22 protein-coding genes, 2 pseudogenes and 1 riboswitch are annotated in these 22,451 nt (G+C 72.3%); of the genes and pseudogenes, 13 read left to right on the top strand and 11 right to left on the bottom strand.

Annotation, left to right across the window (positions count from 1 at the left end; all coding sequences use genetic code 11):
* Window positions 1–24 precede the first annotated feature (24 nt).
* Window positions 25–936: an EamA family transporter gene (locus tag ABD691_RS27125; RefSeq protein WP_344684440.1), complete on the top strand. Its 912-nt coding sequence runs from the start codon at window positions 25–27 to the stop codon at window positions 934–936.
* Window positions 933–1,538 carry an NAD(P)-dependent oxidoreductase gene (locus ABD691_RS27120; RefSeq protein WP_344684438.1) on the top strand — a complete coding sequence of 202 codons (606 nt, stop codon included), beginning with the start codon at window positions 933–935 and terminating at the stop codon, window positions 1,536–1,538. The genes ABD691_RS27125 and ABD691_RS27120 overlap by 4 nt, the downstream gene beginning before the upstream one ends.
* Here ABD691_RS27120 and ABD691_RS27115 read toward each other — a convergent pair.
* Complete coding sequence (locus ABD691_RS27115; protein ID WP_344684490.1) at window positions 1,519–1,893, bottom strand: MerR family transcriptional regulator; 375 nt, start codon at window positions 1,891–1,893, stop codon at window positions 1,519–1,521. The two genes, ABD691_RS27120 and ABD691_RS27115, sit on opposite strands and share 20 nt — an antisense overlap.
* 95 nt (window positions 1,894–1,988) lie before the next feature.
* Between ABD691_RS27115 and ABD691_RS27110 the strand changes: the two genes are divergently transcribed.
* Window positions 1,989–3,113 (top strand): serine hydrolase domain-containing protein, encoded by a 1,125-nt coding sequence (locus tag ABD691_RS27110; RefSeq protein ID WP_344684437.1) that lies wholly within the window; start codon window positions 1,989–1,991, stop codon window positions 3,111–3,113.
* Here ABD691_RS27110 and ABD691_RS27105 read toward each other — a convergent pair.
* Window positions 3,094–3,852 (bottom strand): S1 family peptidase, encoded by a 759-nt coding sequence (locus tag ABD691_RS27105; RefSeq protein WP_344684436.1) that lies wholly within the window; start codon window positions 3,850–3,852, stop codon window positions 3,094–3,096. The genes ABD691_RS27110 and ABD691_RS27105 overlap by 20 nt on opposite strands.
* Before the next feature lie 282 nt (window positions 3,853–4,134).
* Between ABD691_RS27105 and bioD the strand changes: the two genes are divergently transcribed.
* Complete coding sequence (bioD, locus tag ABD691_RS27100; RefSeq protein ID WP_344684435.1) at window positions 4,135–4,833, top strand: dethiobiotin synthase; 699 nt, start codon at window positions 4,135–4,137, stop codon at window positions 4,831–4,833.
* Entirely contained in the window at window positions 4,830–5,783 is a 954-nt protein-coding gene (locus ABD691_RS27095; RefSeq protein ID WP_344684434.1) for an FAD-dependent oxidoreductase, read from the top strand. The genes bioD and ABD691_RS27095 overlap by 4 nt, the downstream gene beginning before the upstream one ends.
* Before the next feature lie 36 nt (window positions 5,784–5,819).
* On the opposite strand, the gene ABD691_RS27090 is transcribed toward ABD691_RS27095, so the two are convergent.
* The gene (locus tag ABD691_RS27090) at window positions 5,820–6,119 is read right to left on the bottom strand and encodes a 4a-hydroxytetrahydrobiopterin dehydratase (protein WP_344684432.1); all 300 of its coding nucleotides are present in this window, start codon (window positions 6,117–6,119) and stop codon (window positions 5,820–5,822) included.
* A gap of 54 nt (window positions 6,120–6,173) precedes the next feature.
* Window positions 6,174–6,283, top strand: a riboswitch (TPP riboswitch).
* Window positions 6,284–6,309: 26 nt separating this feature from the next.
* Between ABD691_RS27090 and ABD691_RS27085 the strand changes: the two genes are divergently transcribed.
* From ABD691_RS27085 to ABD691_RS27075, 3 genes and pseudogenes are all read left to right on the top strand, one after another.
* Window positions 6,310–7,356 carry a thiamine ABC transporter substrate-binding protein gene (locus tag ABD691_RS27085; RefSeq protein ID WP_344684430.1) on the top strand — a complete coding sequence of 349 codons (1,047 nt, stop codon included), beginning with the start codon at window positions 6,310–6,312 and terminating at the stop codon, window positions 7,354–7,356.
* Window positions 7,332–8,957 carry an ABC transporter permease gene (locus ABD691_RS27080; RefSeq protein ID WP_425565167.1) on the top strand — a complete coding sequence of 542 codons (1,626 nt, stop codon included), beginning with the start codon at window positions 7,332–7,334 and terminating at the stop codon, window positions 8,955–8,957. The genes ABD691_RS27085 and ABD691_RS27080 overlap by 25 nt, the downstream gene beginning before the upstream one ends.
* A pseudogene (locus ABD691_RS27075) lies at window positions 8,957–9,787 on the top strand (ABC transporter ATP-binding protein); the annotation flags it as partial. The gene ABD691_RS27080 and the pseudogene ABD691_RS27075, both read left to right, overlap by 1 nt.
* An 874-nt stretch (window positions 9,788–10,661) precedes the next feature.
* Here the strand turns inward: ABD691_RS27075 and ABD691_RS27070 are convergent.
* From ABD691_RS27070 to ABD691_RS27055, 5 genes and pseudogenes are all read right to left on the bottom strand, one after another.
* Window positions 10,662–11,078: a GNAT family N-acetyltransferase gene (locus tag ABD691_RS27070; protein ID WP_344684429.1), complete on the bottom strand. Its 417-nt coding sequence runs from the start codon at window positions 11,076–11,078 to the stop codon at window positions 10,662–10,664.
* Between the two features lie 32 nt (window positions 11,079–11,110).
* Window positions 11,111–11,328: pseudogene (locus tag ABD691_RS33795) on the bottom strand (IS982 family transposase); the annotation flags it as partial.
* Window positions 11,329–11,422: 94 nt separating this feature from the next.
* Window positions 11,423–12,262, bottom strand: a complete 840-nt coding sequence (locus ABD691_RS27065) for an ABC transporter permease (RefSeq protein WP_344684427.1) — start codon at window positions 12,260–12,262, stop codon at window positions 11,423–11,425.
* A 190-nt stretch (window positions 12,263–12,452) separates the two neighbouring features.
* Window positions 12,453–13,412 carry an ABC transporter ATP-binding protein gene (locus ABD691_RS27060; protein WP_344684425.1) on the bottom strand — a complete coding sequence of 320 codons (960 nt, stop codon included), beginning with the start codon at window positions 13,410–13,412 and terminating at the stop codon, window positions 12,453–12,455.
* On the bottom strand, window positions 13,412–14,419 hold the full coding sequence (locus ABD691_RS27055; protein WP_344684423.1) for a LolA family protein: 1,008 nt from the start codon (window positions 14,417–14,419) through the stop codon (window positions 13,412–13,414). The genes ABD691_RS27060 and ABD691_RS27055 overlap by 1 nt, the downstream gene beginning before the upstream one ends.
* A gap of 145 nt (window positions 14,420–14,564) precedes the next feature.
* Here ABD691_RS27055 and ABD691_RS27050 point away from each other — a divergent pair, with 145 nt between their 5' ends.
* The 3 genes from ABD691_RS27050 to ABD691_RS27040 are packed head-to-tail and all read left to right on the top strand — an operon-like array spanning window position 14,565 to window position 17,518.
* Window positions 14,565–15,248 carry a response regulator transcription factor gene (locus tag ABD691_RS27050; protein ID WP_344684421.1) on the top strand — a complete coding sequence of 228 codons (684 nt, stop codon included), beginning with the start codon at window positions 14,565–14,567 and terminating at the stop codon, window positions 15,246–15,248.
* Window positions 15,245–16,630, top strand: a complete 1,386-nt coding sequence (locus ABD691_RS27045) for a sensor histidine kinase (protein WP_344684419.1) — start codon at window positions 15,245–15,247, stop codon at window positions 16,628–16,630. The genes ABD691_RS27050 and ABD691_RS27045 overlap by 4 nt, the downstream gene beginning before the upstream one ends.
* 39 nt (window positions 16,631–16,669) lie before the next feature.
* A complete protein-coding gene (locus tag ABD691_RS27040; RefSeq protein ID WP_344684417.1) occupies window positions 16,670–17,518 on the top strand; it encodes an NUDIX domain-containing protein in 849 nt (282 codons plus the stop codon).
* A 19-nt stretch (window positions 17,519–17,537) separates the two neighbouring features.
* On the opposite strand, the gene ABD691_RS27035 is transcribed toward ABD691_RS27040, so the two are convergent.
* Both ABD691_RS27035 and trpS read right to left on the bottom strand, forming a co-directional pair.
* Complete coding sequence (locus tag ABD691_RS27035) at window positions 17,538–18,143, bottom strand: Uma2 family endonuclease (protein WP_344684415.1); 606 nt, start codon at window positions 18,141–18,143, stop codon at window positions 17,538–17,540.
* Window positions 18,144–18,382: 239 nt separating this feature from the next.
* On the bottom strand, window positions 18,383–19,348 hold the full coding sequence (gene trpS, locus ABD691_RS27030; RefSeq protein ID WP_344684413.1) for a tryptophan--tRNA ligase: 966 nt from the start codon (window positions 19,346–19,348) through the stop codon (window positions 18,383–18,385).
* 206 nt (window positions 19,349–19,554) lie between these two features.
* On the opposite strand from trpS, the gene ABD691_RS27025 reads away from it, so the two are divergent.
* Window positions 19,555–19,866 (top strand): YciI family protein, encoded by a 312-nt coding sequence (locus tag ABD691_RS27025; RefSeq protein WP_344684411.1) that lies wholly within the window; start codon window positions 19,555–19,557, stop codon window positions 19,864–19,866.
* Between the two features lie 45 nt (window positions 19,867–19,911).
* Here ABD691_RS27025 and ABD691_RS27020 read toward each other — a convergent pair whose 3' ends face one another.
* Entirely contained in the window at window positions 19,912–20,082 is a 171-nt protein-coding gene (locus ABD691_RS27020) for a hypothetical protein (protein ID WP_344684410.1), read from the bottom strand.
* A 314-nt stretch (window positions 20,083–20,396) separates the two neighbouring features.
* Here ABD691_RS27020 and typA point away from each other — a divergent pair, with 314 nt between their 5' ends.
* On the top strand, window positions 20,397–22,316 hold the full coding sequence (typA, locus tag ABD691_RS27015; protein ID WP_344684408.1) for a translational GTPase TypA: 1,920 nt from the start codon (window positions 20,397–20,399) through the stop codon (window positions 22,314–22,316).
* The last annotated feature ends 135 nt before the right edge of the window (window positions 22,317–22,451 follow it).

Below are 22,451 nucleotides of genomic sequence, written 5' to 3'. Positions count from 1 at the left end.
TGCGCTGAGCCGAGACTTCTTCGCATGCAGACCTTGACCGAGCGGCCACCCGTCCCGCTGCGGACCTCGCGGGCGGCGACCGTCGCCCTGACCGCACTGGCTCCAGCCTCCTGGGGCACCACCTACGCCGTGACCACCGAGCTGCTTCCAGCCGGGCACCCGCTGTTCGCCGGGCTGATGCGCGCCCTGCCCGCCGGGCTGCTCGCGCTGGCGATCACCCGCGTGCTCCCGCGCGGCGACTGGTGGTGGAAGGCCGCCGTCCTCGGCGTGCTCAACATCGGTGCCATGTTCCCGCTGCTGTTCCTGGCGGCGGAACGCCTCCCCGGCGGCGTCGCCGCCACCCTCGGCGCCGCCCAGCCGCTGCTGGTCGCCGGACTGGCCGTCGCGGTGCTCGGCGACCGGCCGACGGCCTGGCGACTGGCCTGGGGCGTGCTCGGCGTGGCAGGCGTCGGGCTCGTCGTGCTCGGACCGGAGGCCCGGCTCGACTTCGTCGGCGTGCTCGCCGGACTCGGCGGCACAGCGGCCATGGCGGGCGGGGTCGTCCTCACCAAGCGCTGGGGGCGTCCGGCGGGAGTCGGCCCGCTGGCCCTGGCCGGCTGGCAGCTGACGGCAGGCGGAGTGCTGCTGCTCCCGCTCACCCTCGCGATCGAGGGGACGCCGGAGCGGATCGACGCCGGAGCGATCGGCGGCTACCTGTGGCTCGGAAGCATGGGCGGGCTGATCGCGTACACGCTGTGGTTCCGCGGGATCGGCAAGCTGCCGGTCGGTGCGTCCGCCCCGCTGGTGCTGCTGTCGCCGCTGGTCGCGACCGTCGTGGGAATCGTGCTCGGCGAATCGCTGAGCCTGCTCCAGTCGTTGGGTTTCGTCCTCGCCCTGGCCGCCATGCTCGCGGCCCAGCTCAACCCGTCGAAGCAAGAAGGAGATCGGATTCGATGAGCAGGATCGCAGTGATCGGCGCCAGCGGGATGGTCGGCAGCCGGGTGCTCGCCGAGGCCGGCGCCCGCGGCCACCAAGTGCTCGCCCTGTCCCGCAGGGCTGCCGTCGACGCCACGGACCCGAACGCGGTGCGCGGGGCGATCGCCGGCACCGATGCGGTGGTGCTGACAGTGCGGACCGTCCCGGTCGATCAGGACCACCTGGTCAGCATCACGCGCACGGTCCTGGACATCGCCGCACAGCTGGGAATTCGCGTCCTGGTCGTCGGTGGTGCCGGTGCGCTGCGCAGCCCCGGGAACCACGACCTCCTGGTCGCCGACAACCCCGAGTACGTGCCTGCCGCCCTGAAGGACGTCGCCGCAGCCGGAGTCGCTCAGCTGCGGACCTGCCAGGCCCGTCCCGGTGGCGACTGGGTCTACCTGAGCCCGCCCGCCCTGCTGGAGCCCGGTGAACGCACCGGCCGCTACCGGCGCGGAACCGACGTGCTGCTCACCGCGGCCGACGGCAAGTCGTGGATCAGCGCCGAGGACCTGGCCGTCGCCGTGGTCGACGAAGTCGAGACGCCCGGCTCCGAACACCACATCACGGTCGTCCACCGGTAGCGGGGACCCGGTCGGTGGCGTCGAGGAAGTCCGCGAGCGCGCCCCGGGTCTGCTGGAGGCAGCTGATCCGGTCGTCGATGTTGCCGAGTTCCCGGCGCAGGGTCGCCAGCAGCGCCGGGCACGGCTCCAGCGTCGGCACCTCGCCGCGCGCGCACGGCAGGATGTCGCGGATGACATCCGTGGTCAGCCCGGCCGCGAGCAGCTGCCGGATCTGGCGGACGACGGTGATCGCCTCCGGCGCGTAGTAGCGGTAACCGCTGGGGGCGCGTTGCGAGGTGAGCAGGCCCTGCTCCTCGTAGTAGCGCAGCAGGCGCTGGTTCACGCCGGTGCGCCGGGCGAGTTCGCCGATCTTCATGAGATCCGGCTCAGGCAAGGTTGACATCAATGTCAGAGTCTAGCGGGCGTCGCCGCGTATTGTCGTGATCCGTTCACCACGAGCCGGGGGAGCAGATGCAGCAGCACGTCGCGGCGGGGTTCGAGCCGGTCGCCGAAGCCTTCGAGGCCAACTTCGGCGAACGCGGGGAGGTCGGGGCGGCGCTGGCCGTGGTCCAGGACGGCCGGACCGTCCTGGACCTGTGGGGCGGATCGGCGGCTCCCGGCCGCCCGTGGCGGCACGACACCCTCCAGATGATCTTCTCCGGCACCAAGGGCCTGGTGGCCACCGCGCTGCTGGTGCTGGTCGAGCGCGGCGCGATCGAGCTGGACGCCCCGGTCGCCCGCTACTGGCCGGAGTTCGCCGCGCGGGGCAAGCAGGACGTGACCGTCGCCGAGGTGCTGTCGCACCGCGGCGGGCTGCCCGCCTACCCCGACGCCACCACCCACGAGGACCTGCTCGACCAGGCCGGTCTCGCCGCCCGGCTCGCGGACTCGTCGCGGCAGACCGACGCGGTCGTCTACCACCCGCTGACCTTCGGCACGCTCGTCGGCGAGCTGATCCGCCGCGTCGACGGCCGCACCGCGGGCTCCTTCTTCCACGACGAGATCGCCACCCCGCTGGACCTCGACGTGTGGATCGGGCTGCCACCCGAGCACGAGCACCGGGCGTCGGAGTTCAGCTACGCGCCGGGCCTGGTGCAGGCGGCGCCGGAACGCGACTTCGACCGCCGGGTCTGGGCGAATCCGCCGCTGTTCGCCGAAGGCCCGATCTTCTGGAACACCGCCCGCGCGCACCGGGCCGAGCTTCCCGCGGTCAACGCGCTCGGCACCGCCCGCTCGATCGCGCGCCTCTACGGCTGCCTCGCGCTCGGCGGAACGCTGGACGGTGTCCAGCTGCTCAAGCCGGAGACGATCGACCTCGCCCGGTCCCCGCTCGCGCGCGGGATCGACCCGACCACCGGCGACGACCTCGCCTACGGCCTCGGCTACCGGCTCCAGAGCTCCGCCCAGCCGCTGGGCCCGCCGGACGACGTCTTCGGCCACGGCGGAGCCGGCGGTTCCGGACACGCCGCCTGGCCCAGCGCGCGCGTCGGCGTGTCGTACGTGATGAACGAGCTGCGCGACTCCGGCGGGATCGACCCGCGCCGCAAGGCGGTCCTGACCGCGCTGCACGAGGTCGTCAGCCGGTCGTCGCGGTGATCCAGTCGCGGGCCTGCGGCAGGTCGGACCAGCGGCCGTAGCCGGTCCCGCACTTCCCGTCGCCGTCGGCCGGACCGCCGGTGGCGCCGATCAGCTCCCACTCGCCGGGCCTGCCCTGCAACTGCGGGCCACCGGAGTCGCCGTCGCAGGCGTTCGTGCCGGGGACGACGCCCTCGGTGCAGATGTTCCGGTGCGGATCGGACAACGTTCCGCACCGGTCGTCGGGCACGATCCGGGTGTCGAGCTCCCGCAGCCGCACCGGCAGTTCGCCGGATTCCTCGTTCGTCCGCCCCCAGCCGAGGACGCGGGTTGCGGTGCCCGCGGGCCCGGACGCGTCGGCGATCCCGATCGGCCGCTGCGGCACCGGGTGGTCGAGCCGGAGCAGGGCGATGTCACCGCCCTGCACGCTGAAGCCCGGGTGCAGCACGATCTCGCTGATCCGGGCCTCGCTGCCGCCCGCGGTGCGGTCGTGGCTGCCGACGCGCGCGGCCAGCCCGTCGGTCGGGATCGGCACGATCGAGCCGTCCGGCGCCTTCTGCGCGAAGCAGTGCGCGGCCGAGACCACCCAGTCCGGAGCGATCAGCGAGCCGCCGCAGCGGAACTCGCCGTCGAGCGAGGTGGCCGCCATGAACTCGTAGGGCTCGGTCGCCTCGCCACCGCCGATCACCTCGGTCCCGGCGGCCGACGCGACCGGAGCCGCGATCAGCGACGCCGCGATGGCTCCCGCTAGCAGATGCATCGAATTCCTCCTTCTCACAAGGGAAAAGGTAGGAGCGCGGGTGGTGCCGGCGGATCAGCTCCAGGTCTCGCCGATCGTCATCCTCGGGGCCCAGGCGACCCCTAGGTGGGGCGTTCCCCGCCCGAGCACTGTCCGATGTGCACAATGCCCGGCGGCCGATCTTGTCCGGTGGGGGACTGCGCCTCCGGCCCCCGATCCGGCACGATCGCGGTACGGTTCCGCGACCATGCCGCCCACCGGCACCGACGACCTCGCGCGGAGCACCACCGCTGAGGAGGCTCGATGTCCGTCCTGGTCGTGACCGGCACCGGAACCGAGGTCGGCAAGACCGTCGTCACCGCCGCGATCGCCGCGCTGGAGCCCGGCCGCGTCGCGGTGCTCAAACCGGCGCAAACCGGCGTCGCCGAGGGCGAACCCGGTGACGTCGCGGAGGTCGAGCGGCTCGCGGGACCGATCACCGCGGTCGAGCTCGCCAGATACCCGGAACCGCTCGCGCCCGCCACGGCCGCGCGCCGGTCGGGCCTTCCTCCGGTGCGACCGGCCGAGGTCGCGGCCGCGGCGCTCGAACTCGACCGGGACCACGACCTGGTCCTGGTGGAAGGCGCGGGAGGACTGCTCGTGCACTACGACGACGCCGGCGGCACGCTCGCGGACGTGGCGGCCCTGCTCTCGGCGCCGGTGCTGGTCGTCGCGCACGCCGGTCTGGGCACGCTCAACGCCGCTGCGCTGACGGCGGAGGCGCTGCGCAGCCGGGGCGTGGAGTGCGCGGGCGTGGTCGTCGGGAGCTGGCCGGACGAGCCGGACCTGGCCTCCCGCTGCAACCTGGTCGACCTGCCCGCGGTGACCGGCGCGCCGCTGCTGGGTGCGCTCCCCGAGGCCGCGGCCGACCCGGAGGGGTTCCGGGCCCGCGCGCGGGCAGGGCTGGCGCCGGAGCTCGGCGGCACCTTCACCCCGTCCGGGCTGTTAGCGTGGGACGGGTGACCGGAGAGTCCGTGCTGGTGATCGGCGCCGGAGTGCAGGGGCTGACCGCCGGGGTGGTGCTCGCCGAGGCGGGGCTGCGGGTCCGGATCCGGACCGCTGACCGGCCTCGGGACACGACTTCGGCAGTGGCGGGTGCGATGTGGGGCCCGGCGATGCTGCGGCCCGCCGACCGCGTCCTGTACTGGGGCACCCTCTCGCACGCCGAGTTCACCGAACTCGCCCGCGACAGCGGTTCCGGGGTCCACCTCGCGTCCGGCCGGATGGCGGCCCGCTTCGACCTCGGCGACGCCGTGCCGCCGGAGGCTCGGCTCATCCCCGACCTGCGCCGATGCCGGCCCGACGAGCTCCCGGAGGGGTTCGTCAGCGGCTACCGGGCGACCGTCCCGCTGATCGACATGCCCGCCTACCTCGACTACCTGGTCGACCGGTTCCGGGCGGCCGGGGGCGAGATCGCGGTGAGCCCGGTCCCGACCCTGGCCGAAGCCGCCGCGGACTCGCCGCTGGTGGTCAACTGCACGGGCGTCGGCGCCCGGGAGCTGGTCGGCGATCCGGCGGTGCACCCGGTGCGCGGGCAGCACGTGGTCGTGGCCAACCCCGGGATCGACGAGTACTTCATCGAGCTGACCACCAACAGCGAGTTCGCCGGGTACATGCCGCACGGTGACCGCGTCATCCTCGGTGGGGTCGCCGTGGAGCAGGACTGGAACCTGGTCCCGTCGCGCACGGTGAGCGAGGGCATCCTGCGGCGCTGCGCCGAGATCGAGCCCGCGCTCGCCGGTGCGGAGGTCGTCGACGAGCTGATCGGCCTGCGCCCGGGCCGGGACTCGGTCCGGCTGGAGGTGGAGGACTTCGCCGGGGCGCGCATCATCCACGACTACGGCCACTCCGGCTGCGGGGTCAGCCTCTCCTGGGGCTGCGCCTTCGAGATCGCCGAGCTGCTCGGGGCCTGAGGAGCGGAACCGCCGGCGACGGTTCCGCCCGGTTGCTCAGGCGTTGGCGAAGGCGTCGGCGACCGAGTCGATCTCCTGCGCCAGCGAGACGTCGTTCTGGGTGATGCCGCCCTCGGAGTGGGTGATGCACCAGAAGGTCACCTTCCGCCAGCGGATGTCCATGTCGGGGTGGTGGTTCTCGCTCTCGGCGATCTCGGCGATCCGGTTCACGGCCTGGATGGCCTGCGGAAAGCTGGCGAACTCGATGGTCCTGGTCAGCTTCGGGCCGTCCTGCTGCCACTCCGGCAGGTGCTGGAGCGCCTCGGACACCTGGGTGTCGGTGAGAAGTTCGGTCATGCCCACATGGTGGGCCCTCGCCGCGCCCGGCGCGAGCGTCCCCCTGACGTACACTTCCGGGGCCACGGGAGTCCAGCACGCTGGGCTGAGAGGAGGGGGCGAGCCCCTCGACCGTCGAACCTGAACCGGGTCATGCCGGCGCAGGGAGGCCCCTCGGTGCCGGCTGCGTGGCAGGACATCGGGAGGATCGTTGAACCGTTTGCTGCAGCTCGCCGGAGCGACCGCGCTGGCCGTGCTGACCGCCGGGTGCTCGCTGGCCGGAACGCAGGGTGCCGGGCAGGGCGCCCGCACCGTCACGCTCGTCGCGCACGACTCGTTCGTCGCGGACGAGGGCCTGCTGGCGAAGTTCAAGGAGTCGACCGGCATCACGCTCCAGGTCGTCAACAGCGGTGACGCGGGCGAGCTCACCAACAAGCTGGCGCTGACCAGGGCGAACCCGATCGGCGACGTCACCTACGGAATCGATTCGACGTTCGCCTCCCGCGCCCTGCGCGAGGGCGTGCTCCAGCCGCACCGGCCGCCGAACGCGGGCCAGGGCCCCGAGCGCTACGCGCTGGAACCGGAGAACCGGCTGACCGCGGTCGACGTCGCCGACGTCTGCGTCAACATCGACACCGGCTGGTTCGCCCAGCACGGCCTCCCGGAGCCGACGACGCTGCGCGACCTGACCGACCCGCGCTACAAGGACCTGTTCGCCGTGCCGGATCCGGCCACGTCCTCGCCGGGGCTGGCGTTCCTGCTCGACACCGTCGCCGCGTTCGGCGAGAACGGCTGGCAGGACTACTGGCGGCAGCTGACCGCCAACGGCGTCAAGGTCTCCTCCGGCTGGGAGGAGGCGTACAACCAGGACTTCTCCGGTTCGGCCGGCAGGGGGCCGCGGCCGATCGTGCTGTCCTACGCCTCCTCGCCCGCGGCCGAGACGAACCCGGACGGGACCTCGCGCACGAAGGCACTGCTGGACACCTGCTACCGCCAGGTCGAGTACGCCGGCGTGCTGACCGGCGCGAAGGACCCGGAGGCCGCGGGGAAGGTGGTCGACTTCCTGCTGTCGCCCGAGTTCCAGGCGCAGGTCGCGGACACGATGTACGTCTACCCCTCGGTGCGCGACGTGCCGCTCCCGCCGGGTTGGCAGACCAGCGCGCCGCTGCCGGAGCGGCCCGCCGAACTGCCTGCCGAGCAGGTCCAGCAGAACCGCGACCGTTGGGTGGAGCAGTGGCGCTCGGTGGTGCGGGGCTGAGCGTCGGCAGCGGGCACCGCGCGGCCGTCGGTGCCGCCGCCGCGCTGGTGCTCGGGTTCCTCGGCCTGTTCTTCGCCTGGCCGGTCGCGGTGATCGTCGGGATGGGCGTTGGTGGCGGGATCGCCGGTGTGCTGGGCGATCCGGCCACCTGGCGGCTGGTCGCCTTCACGCTCGGGCAGGCCGCCGCCTCCACGGTGGTCGCGCTGGTGCTCGGCATGCCGCTGGCGTATGTGCTGGCGCGGCTGACGATTCCGGGCAAGATGGTGCTGCGCGCGATGGTCATGGTGCCGTTCGTGCTGCCGACGCTCGTGGTGGGCATGGCGTTCCGCGCGCTGTTCGGTGGTGCGGACGGGGTCAGCGTGGCCGGGATCGTGCTGGCCAACGCGTTCTTCAACGTCGCCGTCGTGGCCCGCACGGTCGGCGGCCTCTGGACGCATCTGGACCGCCGGGTCGAGGACACCGCGCGTTCGCTGGGAGCGTCGCGGTTGCGCGCGTTCACGTCGGTGACGCTGCCTGCGCTGCTGCCCGCGCTGGGTTCGGCGCTGGCGGTGGTTTTCCTGTTCTGCTCGACGAGTTTCGGCGTCGTGCTCGTCCTGGGCGGCGGGGACTTCCGGACATTGGAAACCGAGATCTACCTGCGCACCGTGCAGTTGCTCGACCTCCCGGGAGCGGCGGCGCTGTCGCTGCTGCAACTGGCGGCGGTGGTCGCGGCGCTGGTGATCGCGGCGGTGTCCCGCCGTCGCCGCGAAACCGCCCTGCGGCTGCGGAAGGCGGAGGAGACGGCCCGCCGACCGCAGGGCGGGGAGTGGTGGGTCGTGGGCCTGGCCGCGGCGGTGGTCGCCGGACTGCTCACGCCGATCATCGGCCTGCTCGTCCGCTCGGTGTCCACAAGGGACGGATGGAGCCTCGCGGGCTACCGCGCGCTGGCGGGGACGGGGGAGCGCGGCACCCTGCAGGTGTCGGGCATCGACGCCGCCCTGAACTCGGTCCGCACCGCGGTCGACGCGACCTGGCTGGCGTTGCTGATCGGCCTGCTCGCCTCGTTCGTGCTGATCAGCGTGCAGCGGCGGACCACGGCCGAACTGCTCGACACGGTGCTGATGCTGCCGCTGGGGGTGTCGGCGGTGACGGTCGGGTTCGGCTACCTGATCACGCTTGACGTGCTGCCGGGCGACCTGCGCACGTCCCCGTTGCTGGTGCCCTTTGCGCAGGCGCTGGTGGTGACACCGCTGGTGATCCGGATGGTGCTGCCGGTGCTGCGCGCGATCGACGCCCGCCTGCGGCAGGCCGCCGCCACGCTCGGCGCGAGCCCGTGGCGGGTGCGGTGGGAGATCGACGTGCCGCTGGCGGCCCGAGCCGTGGTGGCAGCGGCGGGATTCGGTTTCGTGGTGGCACTCGGCGAGTTCGGCGCCACCAGCTTCCTGGCGCGCCCGGACGCGCCCACCCTGCCGGTCGCGATCGGCAGGCTGGTCTCCCGGCCGGGAGAGCTGAACAGCCAGATGGCCTACGCGGCCTGCGCCCTGCTGATGATCGTCACCATCGCGGCGGTGGTCCTCATCGAGCGGGTGCGGGGCCGGGCCGAATCCGTCGGGGAGTTCTGATGAGCCTGAACGTCAGCGGCCTGTCGGTCCGGTACGGATCGCAGCCCGCGGTGTCCGATGTGGACATCGAGTTGGCCGATGGTGAAGTGCTGGCCCTGCTGGGCCCTTCGGGCTGCGGCAAGTCGACGCTGCTGCGCGCGATCGCGGGCCTCGAACGCCCGTCGGCGGGCAGCGTGCACTGGGACGGCGCAGACCTGGCCCGGGTCCCGGTGCACCGCCGCGGCTTCGGCATGGTCTTCCAGGACGGCCAGCTGTTCCCACACCGGGACGTCGCGGGCAATGTGGAGTTCGGCCTGCGCATGCGCTCCACCGGCCGAGCCCGGCGCGCGGAACGAGTGGCGGAACTGCTCGAACTGGTCGGCCTCGCGGGCTACGAGCGCCGCCGCGTGACGGAGCTGTCCGGAGGTGAGGCCCAGCGCGTCGCACTGGCCCGCGCGCTCGCGGCGGAACCGCGGTTGCTGCTGCTCGACGAGCCACTGTCCGCATTGGACAGGATGCTGCGCGAGCAGCTGGCGGTCGATTTGGCGTCCCTGCTCGCCCGCGACGACGCGACGGCCATCGTCGTCACCCACGACCACGACGAGGCGTTCACCCTCGCCGACCGCGTCGCGGTCATGTCACGCGGCAGCGTGCTCCAGGTCGACACGCCGGAGGCGCTCTGGAGCCACCCCGCCGACGACGAAGTCGCGGCGTTCCTGGGCTGCACCACGTTCCTGCCCGCGCGGGTGAGCGACGGAGTCGCGAGCTGCGCGCTGGGGGAGGTCGCTGTGGGGGCGCCGGATGGGGAGGCGCGGCTCGGGCTGCGCGCCGCAGGCGTGCGGGCCGGGGCTGGTTTTGGGGTGGTGCCGGGTGGTGGGGGTGGTTTTGGCGGTGAGGTGGTCCCGGTCGAGATGGGCCCGGTCGAGGTGGCTGCGGATGGTGCGGCCCTGGGTGGTCGTGCGGTTTCCGGCGGCGGCGCGGCTTCGGATGCCGGGGCGGTCTTGGATGCTGGGGCGGCTCCGGATGCTGGGGCGGCTCCGGATCGTGCGTCGGCCTCGGATTGTGGGGCAGCTTCGGATCGTGGGGCAGCTTCGGATCGTGAGGCAGCTTCGGATCGTGGGGTGGCCTCGGATCGTGGGGTGGCCTCGGATGCTGGGGCGGTCTTGGACGCCGAGGCGGTTTTGGATGGAGCGGGGCTGAACGGCAAGCCGGTTCCGGATGTCCGGGCTGCTTCAGGCCACGGGGTGATCTCGGATCGCGAGCCGGTTCCGGATGCCGGGGAGTTTTCGGGCAGAGGAGCGGCTCCGGGCGACCAGGGTGCCCCAGGCGACCGAGGTGGCCTGGGCGGCCAAGGTGCTCTGGGCGACCAGGGTGCTCCGGGTGCCCGAGGTGCCCCGGGAGATCGAGGTGCTCCGGGTGGCCGAGGTGGCCTGGGTAACCCAAGTGCCCCGGGTGACCAAGGTGGTTCGGGTGGCCGAGGTGGTTCGGGTGGTGCGGTGCCGGAGGGCGACGGTCATCGCGGAGCTGCCGCCGGCTGGGCGAAGCCGGTGATCGGCGTCGTTGCGGAGCGGGTGCATCGGCACGATCACGTGCGGCTGGCCGTCACGGTGCCGGAGGCGCCGGAGGTCGGGCGTGTGGAGGCGGTGGCCGGGACGGCCGGTGCGCCGAGCGTTGGAGACGTGGTGCGGCTGGCGCTGGAGCCGGACGGCGTCGCCGTCGTGGGGGTCAGGTGGTGAAGCGGGACGGGCGTTCGAGGTACGTCCGGTCCGGCGGGGCGAAGCCGAAGGACTCGTAGAGGCCGTGGGCGTCTTCGGTGTGCAGCATCCAGCGGAACTTGGCGCCCGGGCCTTCCTCGACCATCGCGCGGACCAGGGCCTTGCCGACGCCCTGGCCTCGTGCGGCGGCGACGGTGAACACGTCGGCGAGGTAGGCGCTGGCCACGCCGTCGGAGAACGCGCGGGCGAAGCCGATCATCCGGCCGCTCGGCTTCTCGTACGCGCCGACGACGCGCCAGGCGTGGTCCAGCTGGCGCTCCACGTCCGAGCGGGTGCGCCAGCGGGACCAGTACGCGTCGGTCGACACGAACTCCCACACGACGTCGCGGTCGATCCGCTCCGGCGAGTCATCCACCTCGAAATCCACCGGCTCAATCTAGACGATCAAGTCCTGATTGATCAGTGGTCGTAGGTGGTCGGGGAGCGGGTGATGGGCTGGCCGGTGGCGCGGTGGTGCCGGATCGCGCAGGTCACCGTGAGGATCGGTTTGAGCAGGTGCTGGGCGGGGTGCGGGGCGCGGTTGCGGTAGGACGGTCGCAGGAGCCGGGCGTCTCGCTCGGCGAGGTGGCGGTCGGTTCAGCCGGTACGTAGCCCTTGTGGGCCACGACCGGCAGCCCTCGACCCGGGCGAGCAGCTGCGGGTCGCGACACAACAGACACGATCTAGGTGTTCCGGGCAGCGCCGGTAGATCGGACCGCGTCGGCCACCGGCTCACACGTCCTTCGATGACATCCGGAACACCGCTGCGGAAACCCCGATCACCACGTAGCAGCCCGCGCGGAGCAGGCCGTCCACGAGCGGGCCGGTCGCGATCGGGTCCCGGAGGACCTCCATCACCGACGCCCATCCCTTCGTGATCAGCAGCGGGTGCAGCCAATCCAGGGCGGGCAGCGCCCCGAGCACGCCGAACACGATCAGCGCGCCCATGGTGGTGACCATGACCATCAGCGGGTGGTCGGTGAACGACGAGATGGCCAGCGCGATCGCTCCGACCGCCGCCATCTGCACCACCGACCAGCCGACCGCGAGCGCGACCCGCCCCAGCCCGGAGCCCATCGGCAGCGTCGTCCCCGACATCGTGACCAGGTCACCGCCGCCGACGATCACCAGGCCGGTGAGCACCCCGCTGACACCGATCACGACCACCGACAGCACGGTCATGACCAGCACGCCCACGGCCTTGACGCCGACCAGCCGGGTCCGGCTGATCGGTGCCATCACCAACCCGCGCAGGGTTCCGTGCGCGGACTCACCGGCGAGCGCGTCCGCCGCGGTCATGCTGACGACCAGCGGAAGCAGCATCGACTGCGCGAGCACCAGCGTCGCCACCGGGAGCACCAGCCCGTTGCCAGCCACCGTGGCCAGCGCCGGTGGCCCGTCGCCCCCGTCCGGGCCGCCGGTCAGGACCACGGCGATGCCGATCAGCACCGGCATCAGCGCCAGTACCGCCAGCGATGCCAGGTTGCGGGGACGGCGCAGCACCCACCGCAGTTCGGCCAGCAGCACTCGCCCCAGCGGAGCGGTCGTGCGTGCCGCGACGGCCGTCGTCATGTTTCCTCCTTGACGGGTCGGTGCGTTGCGACCTCGGCTGGTGTGCTGACGCCAGTGCGCCACCGATGGCAGTACCGGCGCGGACTGAGGACCTTCGGTTGCGCAAGACCTCCGGTCGCGCGGGGATGCATTGTGTCCACAGCGGACTCCGCTTCGGTGCCGTGGGGCGTGTGCGGTGCGGGATGGTCGCTCATGGTTCCTCCGTCAACCGAGCGAACAGGTCCTCCAGCCCGGCGCGACCGCGCCGCGCCTCGTGCACTCCGACTCCGGCGTGCACCAGCGTCGCGATGACCTCGGGCGGATCCACCTCGGTCAGCTCGACCCGGAGCACGCCGTCCTCCTCGCGTGCTGGGATCCCGTTGTCCCGCAACGCGTGCAGCCCACCCTCGACGTCCGCCGTCGACACCAGCAGGTGCGGCCCGCCGGACTCCAGCAACGTCGCCAGATCGCCCTGGGCGACGAGCGAGCCCTGGTGCATCACCGCGACGTGCGTGCACGTCGCCTCCACCTCCGACAGCAGGTGCGAGGAGACCAGGACCGTCGTCCCGACCTTGTGCAGATCGGCGATGATCCGGCGGATCTCCCTGGTCCCGGCGGGATCCAGGCCGTTGGTCGGTTCGTCGAGCACGACCAGGTCGCGCGCAACCAGCAGCGCCGCCGCGAGGCCGAGCCGCTGCTTCATGCCCAGCGAGTAGCCGCGGTACCGGCGGTGCGCGGCCCCGGCGAGCCCGACCCGCTCCAGCGCGTCGCCGACCGCCGACCGGATTTCCCCGGAGTCCAGCGCCGGTTCCATCGCCGCGCACCGCAGCAGGTTCTCGCGCCCGGACAGGAACGGGTGGAACCCGGGTCCCTCGACCAGCGCACCCACCCTCGGCAGCACCCGGTCACCGTGCGTGGGCATCTCGTGCCCGAGCACTTCGACCGAACCCGCCGTGGGCTGGGTCAGCCCGAGCAGCATCCGGATCGTGGTGGTCTTGCCCGAGCCGTTCGGCCCGAGCACCCCGACCACCGCTCCGCGCGGGACTTCGAGGTCGACACCGGCGACCGCGACCGTCGAGCCGTAAACCTTGCGCAGGCCCGTCGTGCGCGCCGCGAGGCCGCCCGTCGGGGCGGAGATCTCCGCCCCGACGGATTCGACGACTCCCGTCATCACCGGTTCCCGAGCGCTTCGGTCAGCACCTGCTCCGGCACCGCGCCGGCCAGGACCTGGCCGTCGGCGGTGACCAGCGCGGACCCGGCCTTGGTGGTGACGATCCAGCCCTGTCCCCACGGCCCGTTGACCGGCTTGCCGATCTGCTTGACCACGGCGACCGGATCAGCGGCGTCCTTGTCGTCACCGGCAGGCAGTGCCGTCCGGACCACGGTGTCCCAACCGTCGCCCACGAAGGTCGGCTGCGGGTGGTCGGCCTTGTGCTCCGGCCCTGGCTTCGCCTCCTCGACCTGCGCACCTGGTGGGGCGGTGAACTGGAACAGCGCGGCGTCCGGCTGCGACAGGTCCAGGTTCGAGAAGCCCACCCGAAGCGCGGGGTTGTCAGAACCGTTGGTGTTGACGGTGACGGCCAGCGGAATCCGCTTCTCCGAGTCCACCGCGATCCGCACCTCGCGCAGGACTGTGCGCTCGGTCGGCTTCGGCGTGAGGACAAGTTCGTAGGCGTCGCGGCCCGCCACGCTCGCGGTCCCGTCGACGGTGACGTCGCTGCTCCGGCGCAGGGTGTCGACGAGCTGGCGGGACAGCGCGGCCGGGTCGGTCGCCTCGTGCCGCGGCTGCTGCTCGTGGTGCGGGGCCTTGACGACCTGGCGCTTCTCCGCGTTCCACTTCCACACCGTCGCGCCGTCGTTGACGACCGTGGTCTCGCCCGCCGGGGACGGGATCGAGACCCGGTGCCTGCCCTGCCCGTCGGCCCAGACCTGGAACGACGCGTCGCCCTGGGAGATCTCCGGTGCGCCCGGCACCGCCGGCAGCCCGAGCTCGTTGTCCACCTCGACCGTGCCGGCCAGCGCCGGAGGGGTGGCCGTGAGCACCGACTCCACCAGGGCTTCCGGCGCGACCGGCGGGAGCACCGGGTCGGCGCCCGCTCCGGTTGGCAACGCGAGTGCGGTGAGGCCGACGACCCCTGCGGCGATCCCCGCCGTGGCGGCGATCTGAGTGCGTTTCATAGCTCCTCCTGATCCGAACCTGTCCGGTGCGCTTGACACCAAGAGTGACCCGCGGTGCCTGAGAACCCACTGAGACCGGAGCTGCGCCTGAGAAGCCTCTCAAGCAGAGGTGCGCGATGTCGGCCGTTCTCGGCATTCTGAATCCATGGCACCGCAGGTACTGGTGGTCGATGACGAGCCCGGAGTCCGCTCAGCGCTGCGCCGAGGGCTGTCCGCCGAGGGGATGGAGGTGACCGTCGCGGCGGACGGCAACGAGGCGCTGCGGCTGGCGGCCACGGGCGCCTTCGACGTGATCGTCCTCGACATCATGCTGCCGGGCCTGTCCGGCTACCGGGTGCTGGAACGCCTGCGCGCCGACGACGTCGCGACCCCGGTGCTGCTGCTGTCGGCCAAGGACGGCGAGGTCGACCAGGCCGACGGCCTCGACCTCGGCGCGGACGGCTACATCGTCAAGCCGTTCTCGTTCCTGGTGCTGGTGGCCCAGGTCCGGGCGCTGCTGCGGCGCGGGGAGACGGCGGTCCGCGGCGAGCTGCGCATCGGCGAGCTGCAGATCGACCGCGGCAACCGCGAGGTGCGCTGGGCCGGTGCCGAAGTCGCGCTTTCCCCCCGGGAGTACGGGCTGCTGGTCGCGCTGGCCGGGCATCCGGGGGCCGTCGTGTCCAAAGAGGACCTGCTGCGCACGGTGTGGGGCGAGGACCAGTTCGTCACCCGCAACGTCGTCGAGGTCTACGTCGGTTACCTGCGCCGGAAGCTGGCCGCCGTCGGCGCCGGTCATCTCGTGCAGACCGTGCGCGGGCACGGCTACCGGGTCGGTGACGGTGCGACGTGACCAGGTTGCTCCGGCGGCTGCGGTCCTGGTGGGCCCGCCGCACGATCCAGTTCCGCACCAGCGCCGTGGCCACCTGCGTCGCGCTTTGCGCGCTGGGCGTGATCGCGCAGGTCAGCACGGGCTTCGTCGGATGGCTGCTGCTGGACTCCGTCGACACCGACCTGCGCCGCAGGGCCGCTGTCACCACCGGTGAGCTCAGCGCAGGCGTTCCGGCGGAGGCGCTCGCGACCACCGACGTCCGGGTGCTGGACACGACGGGCGCCCCGCTGGACGGGCGGCCCCGGCTCGAACTGGAGAGCCGGCAGGTCAACGACCTCAAGTCCGGGGCAGGCGTCATCGAGCAGACCGAGCACCGGGAGTGGCGCCGCTGGGTCGGTGCGGTCGTGCCCGCCCCCGACGGCGCGCCGCTGCTGGTGCTGGCGGGCACTCCGCTGGTCGGCTACGCCGACACCCTCCGCACCGCCGGCCACGTCCTGGGATTCGGTTCGCTGCTGGCGACCGGGTCGATCGGGCTGGCCACCTGGCTGGTCGTGCGGCGGTCGCTGCGGCCGGTGGAGCGGATGCGGCTGGCGGCGAGCACGTTGCCCGAGGGCGAGCGGCTGCCCGTGCCGGAGGCCGAGGACGAGCTGCGTTCCCTCGCCGAAGCCATCAACGCGATGCTGGCGCGCCGCGACGCGGACACCGACTGGCTGCGCCGGTTCACCGGCGACGCCGCGCACGAGCTGCGCAACCCGGTCACCGCGATCCGCGCGCAGGCCGAGGTCGCCGTCGTGCACCCGGACCCCGAGCTGGCGCAGGAGACGTTGCAGGAGATCGCCGACGAGGCCCGCCGCCTGTCGGACCTGGTGGACGGCCTGCTCGCGCTCGCCCGCGCGGAGCGGGGCACCCGACCACCGCCCCGCCCGGTCGACCTCGCCGCGGCGGCTCGGGCCGCAGTGGACCGGGCGAACATGCGCGGCGCGCGACCACGGGTCCAGCTCGACACCCCGACCACCGCGGTCGTGATCCAGGCCAGCCCGGCCGAAGCCGCCACCGTCCTGGACAACCTGATCTCCAACGCCCTGCGGTACGCCCGGGCGCTGGTGCGGGTCGCGGTGCTGCCCGCGCACGACTCGGTGCGCCTGGTCGTCGACGACGACGGCCCGGGAATACCGGCCGAGCACCGCCCCCGGGTGTTCGACCGCTTCCACCGGGTCGAGCCGGACCGGGCCCGCAGCAGTGGCGGCAGCGGGCTCGGGTTGGCGCTGGTGGCCGAGGCCGTCCGCCGCAGGGGCGGTGGCGTCCGGGCGGCGGAGTCGCCGGAGGGAGGTGCCCGGATCGAGGTGCGGTGGCCGCTGGCCGGCCCGCTGCTACCCGCTGCGCGGCGCGATTCCGGTGGTTAGGCGGCCGGTGCGCGGCGCCGTCAGGCAGGATGTGCGCACGTGTCGGCATTGCGAAGTACCGGGTTGATCAACGCGCCACTGGCGACCGCGGGTGCGGCGCTGCGCCACACCCGAACCGCGGAAACCGGGTTGGCGGGCATCGGAGTTCGCGCCCGCGCGCTCACGGATCCGGCTCAGCTGCTGGTACCCGGGGACGAGCTCGCGTTCCGGGTTCCCGCGCTCGGTGTGCCGCTGACGATCCGGACGCGCATCGTGCGCGCCGAGCCCGACGTGTTCAGCTCGGTCCTGGTTTCCGGCCCGTTCCGGGAACTCCGCCACGAGTCAACGCTCACCGCTTCCGGCGGGCGCACGCTGGTCACCGACGAGGTGCGCTGGCGGACGCCGTTCGGGAGCTTGGGGCGCATCGCCGACACTGCGCTGGTCCGGCGCTGGATCCTGGCGGCGCAGGACCAGCGGTTGGCGGCCGTCCGGGAGGTGGCCGAGTCCTGGGCGGAGCGGAAGGTCGTCGTCGGCACCGCGATAGTCCACAAGGGACGGATGCTCGCGCAGCAGCGCCGCTACCCGGCCCGGGACGCGGGGCGCTGGGAACTCCCGGGCGGCCGGGTCGAACCGGGGGAGAGCGAACAGGACGCGGTTGTGCGGGAATGCGCGGAAGAACTCGACGTCGAGGTGACGCCTACCGGGCGGATCGGGACGGATGTTCCCCTCGACAACGGGATGCTGCTGCGGATCCACGCCGCGCGACTGGTCGATCCCGAAGCGGCGCCGAGGGCCGTCGAGCACCACGAGGTGCGCTGGATCGACGCCGGTGAACTGGTCGAACTGGACTGGCTGGACGCCGACAAGGTGCTCGTGCACTCGCTGCGCGATCTGCTGCGGCGCCGGTGATCGTCCCGGCGCAGGCCCTTCAGGGTTCCAGCAGTTCCGCGGGGTCGAACGCCAGCGGGAACGGCTCCTCGGTCTCGAACCGCTGGCCGTCGAGCGCCTTGGCGTGGTCCCGGTACGCGCCGTCTTCCAGCCGCAGCAGCTCGGCCTCGACCCGCTGCCGGGCGTAGGAGATCTCGACGCGCATGAAGAAGGGGATCCCGGCCTGCGCGCACAGGGCCGGTTTGTCGATCCGGTCGTTCCGCCGGCTGGACGGGGACACGCACTCGCCGACGAGCAGCACCCGATCGGCGGGGACCCACACCCTGCCGCGGCCGGGACTGTTCAGGACGACGAAGTCGGGCTCGATCCATCTCTGCTGGCCGAGCTGCACGTTGATCGTCGTGTAGGCAGCTCCCCCGAGCGTCCGGGCGGGCTCGCGCATCCGGTACCGCAGTTCGTCGGCGGCGTAGGCGTTGGCGGTTCCTTCGTAGGGGCTCACGATCAGCTTTCCGTCCAGGCACTCGTACTTGGCCGGGGGCATCCCCGGGATCGGCAGGTACCGGTCGGCCAGCTCGGGGGTCCACAGCCCGTCGAGGTCGATGAGGGGGTCGAACCTCGCCGTCGGATCGAACGCTGGTGCTGCCATGACCGCGCTCCTCTCGGCCGGTGCGGATGCGGACTCCGTCTCGTCGCACACGCGAGGCGCGTGCGCGTGCCCTTGGTCAACCAGAGTACCCATGAGTCCAGGCTGGCGGGATCGATCGTCCGGTCGCCACAAACCGGATCATGCTCCACTCGAACTGGTGACCGAGTGACCTGACCCCTGGTGGGCGAGTGCCCGGCGCCCCGGCTGGAACTCCCGGCCGGGACGCCGGGCGGCGGCTTTCAGCGCAGGCCCGCCACCCGCATCGCGGCCTCCAGCCGCGGTCGCCCGCGCTCCGCTGCGCGCTTCGCGCCCTGCGCCCGGACCCGGTCGAGCTCCGCCGGATCGTCGAGCAGCTCCCGCGCGCGTTCGCGCACGGGTCGCAGCTCCTCGATCACCGCTGCCGCGACGGTGTCCTTCAGATCCGCGTACGAGTCGACGGACGTCGCCGCGGCGTAGGGGCTCACCCCCGTGCAGGCGGCGAGGATTTCAAGCAGGTTCGCCACCCCGGGCCGGGTTTCGGGGTCGTAGCGGATCTCGCTCTCGCCGTCGGTGACCGCGCGGCGGAACTTGCGGCTGATGACGTCGGGCTCGTCGAGGACGAAGACCCCGCCCGGCGACTGCTGGGCGGACTTGGCCATCTTGCGGCCCGGGTCCGACAGGTCGCGGATGCTCGCCGCCGTCTTGGGGACCACCGCCTTCGGGACGGCGAACACCTCCCCGAAGGTCGAGTTGAACCTCCTGGCCAGGGCTCTGGCGAGCTCGACGTGCTGGTCCTGGTCGGTGCCTACCGGGACCTCGGTCGCGCCCTGCAGCAGGATGTCGGCCGACATCAGCACCGGGTAGGTCAGCAGCCCGACGCGCACCGAGTCCTGCCCGCCCGCCTTCTCCTTGAACTGGATCATCCGGGCCGCCTCGCCGAAGGTGCAGGTGCACTCCAGGACCCAGTTCAGCGCGCCCAGCTCGCCGCAGAGGTCGGACTGCACGAACACCGAGTCCGGTTCGATCCCCACGCCCAGCAGGATCGCGAACGTCTCCCTGGTCAGCGCGCGGAGCCGCTCGGGGCGGTGCGGGATCGTCATGGCGTGCAGGTCCGAGACGAAGAACAGGTCCTCGGGCTCCCGGTCGGCAGCCCATCGCCGCACCGCACCGAGGTGGTTGCCGAGGTGCACGTGGCCGGAGGGCGTGATGCCGGACAGACGGGTCATGGTGGCTCCTGGTGTTCCGGGCCGCCACCAGGCCTGGACCGCGGATCGAACCGGCCGCCTGGTCGGCGGCCGATTTTCCGTGGTCAGTGCGCGAACTGACGGGGCCGCTCCTCGGCGGCCCACCACATGCTCAGCATCGCGCGCACGACGGCCATGTTACCGCTCGGTGATCGGCAGGGGTCAAGTCCCGGAGTTACCGTGAAGGAATGTACGTGGTACTGCTGAATTACACGGCGGCGCAATCGGATCTCGACGCATGGCTGGTCGATCATTACGACTGGGTCACCCAGCATTACGACGCCGGCGATTTCATCGCCGCCGGGCATCGCGGGCACATGGCCGGGGGCGTGGTCATCGCGCGGGCGATGCCCCGCGGCAGGCTGGACGCGATCCTGGCCCTGGACCCGCTGGTGCTGCACAAGATGGCGCGGTACGAGGTGATCGAGTTCCAGGCGCTGCGGACGATCCCCGAACTCGCGAAGTACGCCGACCCCCTGGCCCCGGCGACCGGCGAATAGCGGTCGCGATCATGCTCCCCTCGGCCCCCGGGCGCCGAGGTCGGATCATTTCGCTTTCTTCTTCTTGCCGTCCGCCTTCTTCGCCTTCTTCTCGGCTTTGCGGACCTCCTCGGCCTTGGCCTCGCGCAGCAGTTCGCGCAGCACCACGATCGGGCACTGCTTGCACGGCGGCCGCGAGCGGCAGCACTTCTTCTTGACCTTGATCGTTTTGCTCACGCTGCGGTCTTTCCGGTGCGGAGGTGGGGCGCGGTCAGGGTAGGCGAACCTAACCCGTTTGGGCGAACTTGATGTTGGCGTTCGGGGCAACTGTTGCGCTGCGCACGTGTCGGCCGTGGCGCAGCGGGCTTGCACTACGCTGTTGAGGGCCGCGCGTCGACACGCGCCGCGCTTCCGGGGAGACCGGCGGCGCCGTCATCAGCTCCGCAGCGGCGAACGACAGCGGAGCCGCGGCCGGACGCCGAGTCGACGAAAACCGCCGCGCACAGCCGTTCCGACTCAGTTCGCCCACCTTGTTCGACAGGAGTACTCGCGTGTCCGCCACGAGCGTCGCCCCCAACCAGCGGGTCCGCAGCGATCTGCGAAACGTCGCGATCGTCGCGCACGTCGACCACGGAAAGACCACCCTGGTCGATGCCATGCTGCGGCAGTCAGGTGCCTTCTCCGAGCGGGCCGAGCTGGTCGACCGCGTGATGGACTCCAACGACCTGGAGCGGGAGAAGGGCATCACGATCCTGGCCAAGAACACGGCCATCCGGCGCGAAACCCCGGACGGCCCGGTCACGATCAACGTCGTCGACACCCCCGGCCACGCCGACTTCGGCGGCGAGGTCGAGCGCGGGCTGTCGATGGTCGACGGCGTGGTGCTGCTGGTCGACGCCAGCGAGGGCCCGCTGCCGCAGACCCGGTTCGTGCTGCGCAAGACGCTGGCCGCCGGGCTGCCGGTGATCCTGGTGGTCAACAAGGTCGACCGGCCCGACGCCCGGATCGCCGAGGTCGTCGAGGAGGCCCACGACCTGCTGCTCGACCTCGCCTCGGAGCTCGACGGCGAGGGCGTCGACATGGAGCAGATCCTGGATCTGCCCGTCATCTACGCCTCCGCGCGCGCCGGACGCGCCAGCCTGACCGCTCCCGCCGACGGCGACCTGCCCGCCGACGAAGACCTGAGCTCGCTGTTCGACGTGCTGCTGGAGCGGGTGCCCGCGCCGGTCGCCGACACCGACGCGCCGCTGCGCGCGCTGGTGACCAACCTCGACGCCTCCTCGTTCCTCGGCCGGATCGCGCTGTGCCGGATCCACTCCGGGACCATGCGCAAGGGCCAGACCGTCGGCTGGTGCCGCGAGGACGGCACCGTCGAGAAGGTCCGGCTCACCGAGCTGCTGATCACCGAGAACCTGGACCGGGTGCCGGCGGCCGAGGCCTCGGCGGGCGACCTGGTCGCCATCGCAGGCATCCCCGACATCACCATCGGCGACACCCTCGCCGACCCCGAGGACCCGCAGCCGCTGCCCCGGATCACCGTCGACGACCCGGCGATCTCGATGACCATCGGCGTCAACACCTCGCCGCTGACCGGCCGCAACGGCGGCACCAAGGTCACCGCGCGGATGGTGAAGAACCGGCTGGACGCCGAGCTGATCGGCAACGTCAGCGTCAAGGTCGTGCCGACCGAGCGGCCGGACGCCTGGGAGGTGCAGGGCCGGGGCGAGCTGGCGCTGGCGGTGCTGGTGGAGACCATGCGCCGGGAGGGCTTCGAGCTCACCGTCGGCAAGCCGCAGGTGGTCACCAGGACCATCGACGGCAAGCTGTGCGAGCCGTTCGAGCGGCTGACCATCGACTCGCCGGAGGAGCACCTGGGCGCGATCACCCAGCTGCTGGCCGGGCGCAAGGGCAAGATGGAGACGATGGACGGCCACGGCACCGGCCGGATCAAGCTGGAGTACGTCGTCCCGTCCCGCGGGCTGATCGGTTTCCGCACCGAGTTCCTCACCGAGACCCGCGGCACCGGCATCGCCAACCACGTCTTCGAGGGCTACTTCCCGTGGGTGGGCGAGCTGCGCACCCGGCACAGCGGTTCGCTGGTCGCCGACCGGTCCGGCGCGGTCACCAGCTACGCGATGCTCCAGCTGGCCGACCGGGGCAGCTTCTTCGTCGAGCCCGGCGCCGAGGTGTACGAGGGCATGGTCGTGGGCGAGAACCCGCGCGCCGAGGACCTCGACATCAACGTGACCAAGGAGAAGAAGCTCACCAACATGCGCTCGGCGACCGGGGACGAGCTGGAGCGGCTGGCCCGGCCGCGCAAGCTCGGCCTGGAGGAGGCGCTGGAGTTCTGCGCCGGTGACGAGTGCGTCGAGGTCGGGCCGGACGCGATCCGGGTCCGCAAGATGGTCCTGGACGCCACCACCCGCGGTCGTGAGCGGTCCCGGGCGAAGGCCCGCGACAACCAGGCGTGACCGCGTTCGCGCGCGGAGCCTCCGCTGCGCGCGCGAACGCCTCCGCTGCGGGAGGCTGGATCCCACCCGCGACCTGAGAGAACGCTGAGTAGCGGCACCCCGGTGTCGGTCACCGGATCGGTGGACGGAACCATG

Source organism: Saccharopolyspora taberi, from assembly GCF_039534165.1.
GTDB lineage: Bacteria > Actinomycetota > Actinomycetes > Mycobacteriales > Pseudonocardiaceae > Saccharopolyspora_D > Saccharopolyspora_D taberi.
This window is presented reverse-complemented; position numbering and strand designations above follow the sequence as displayed.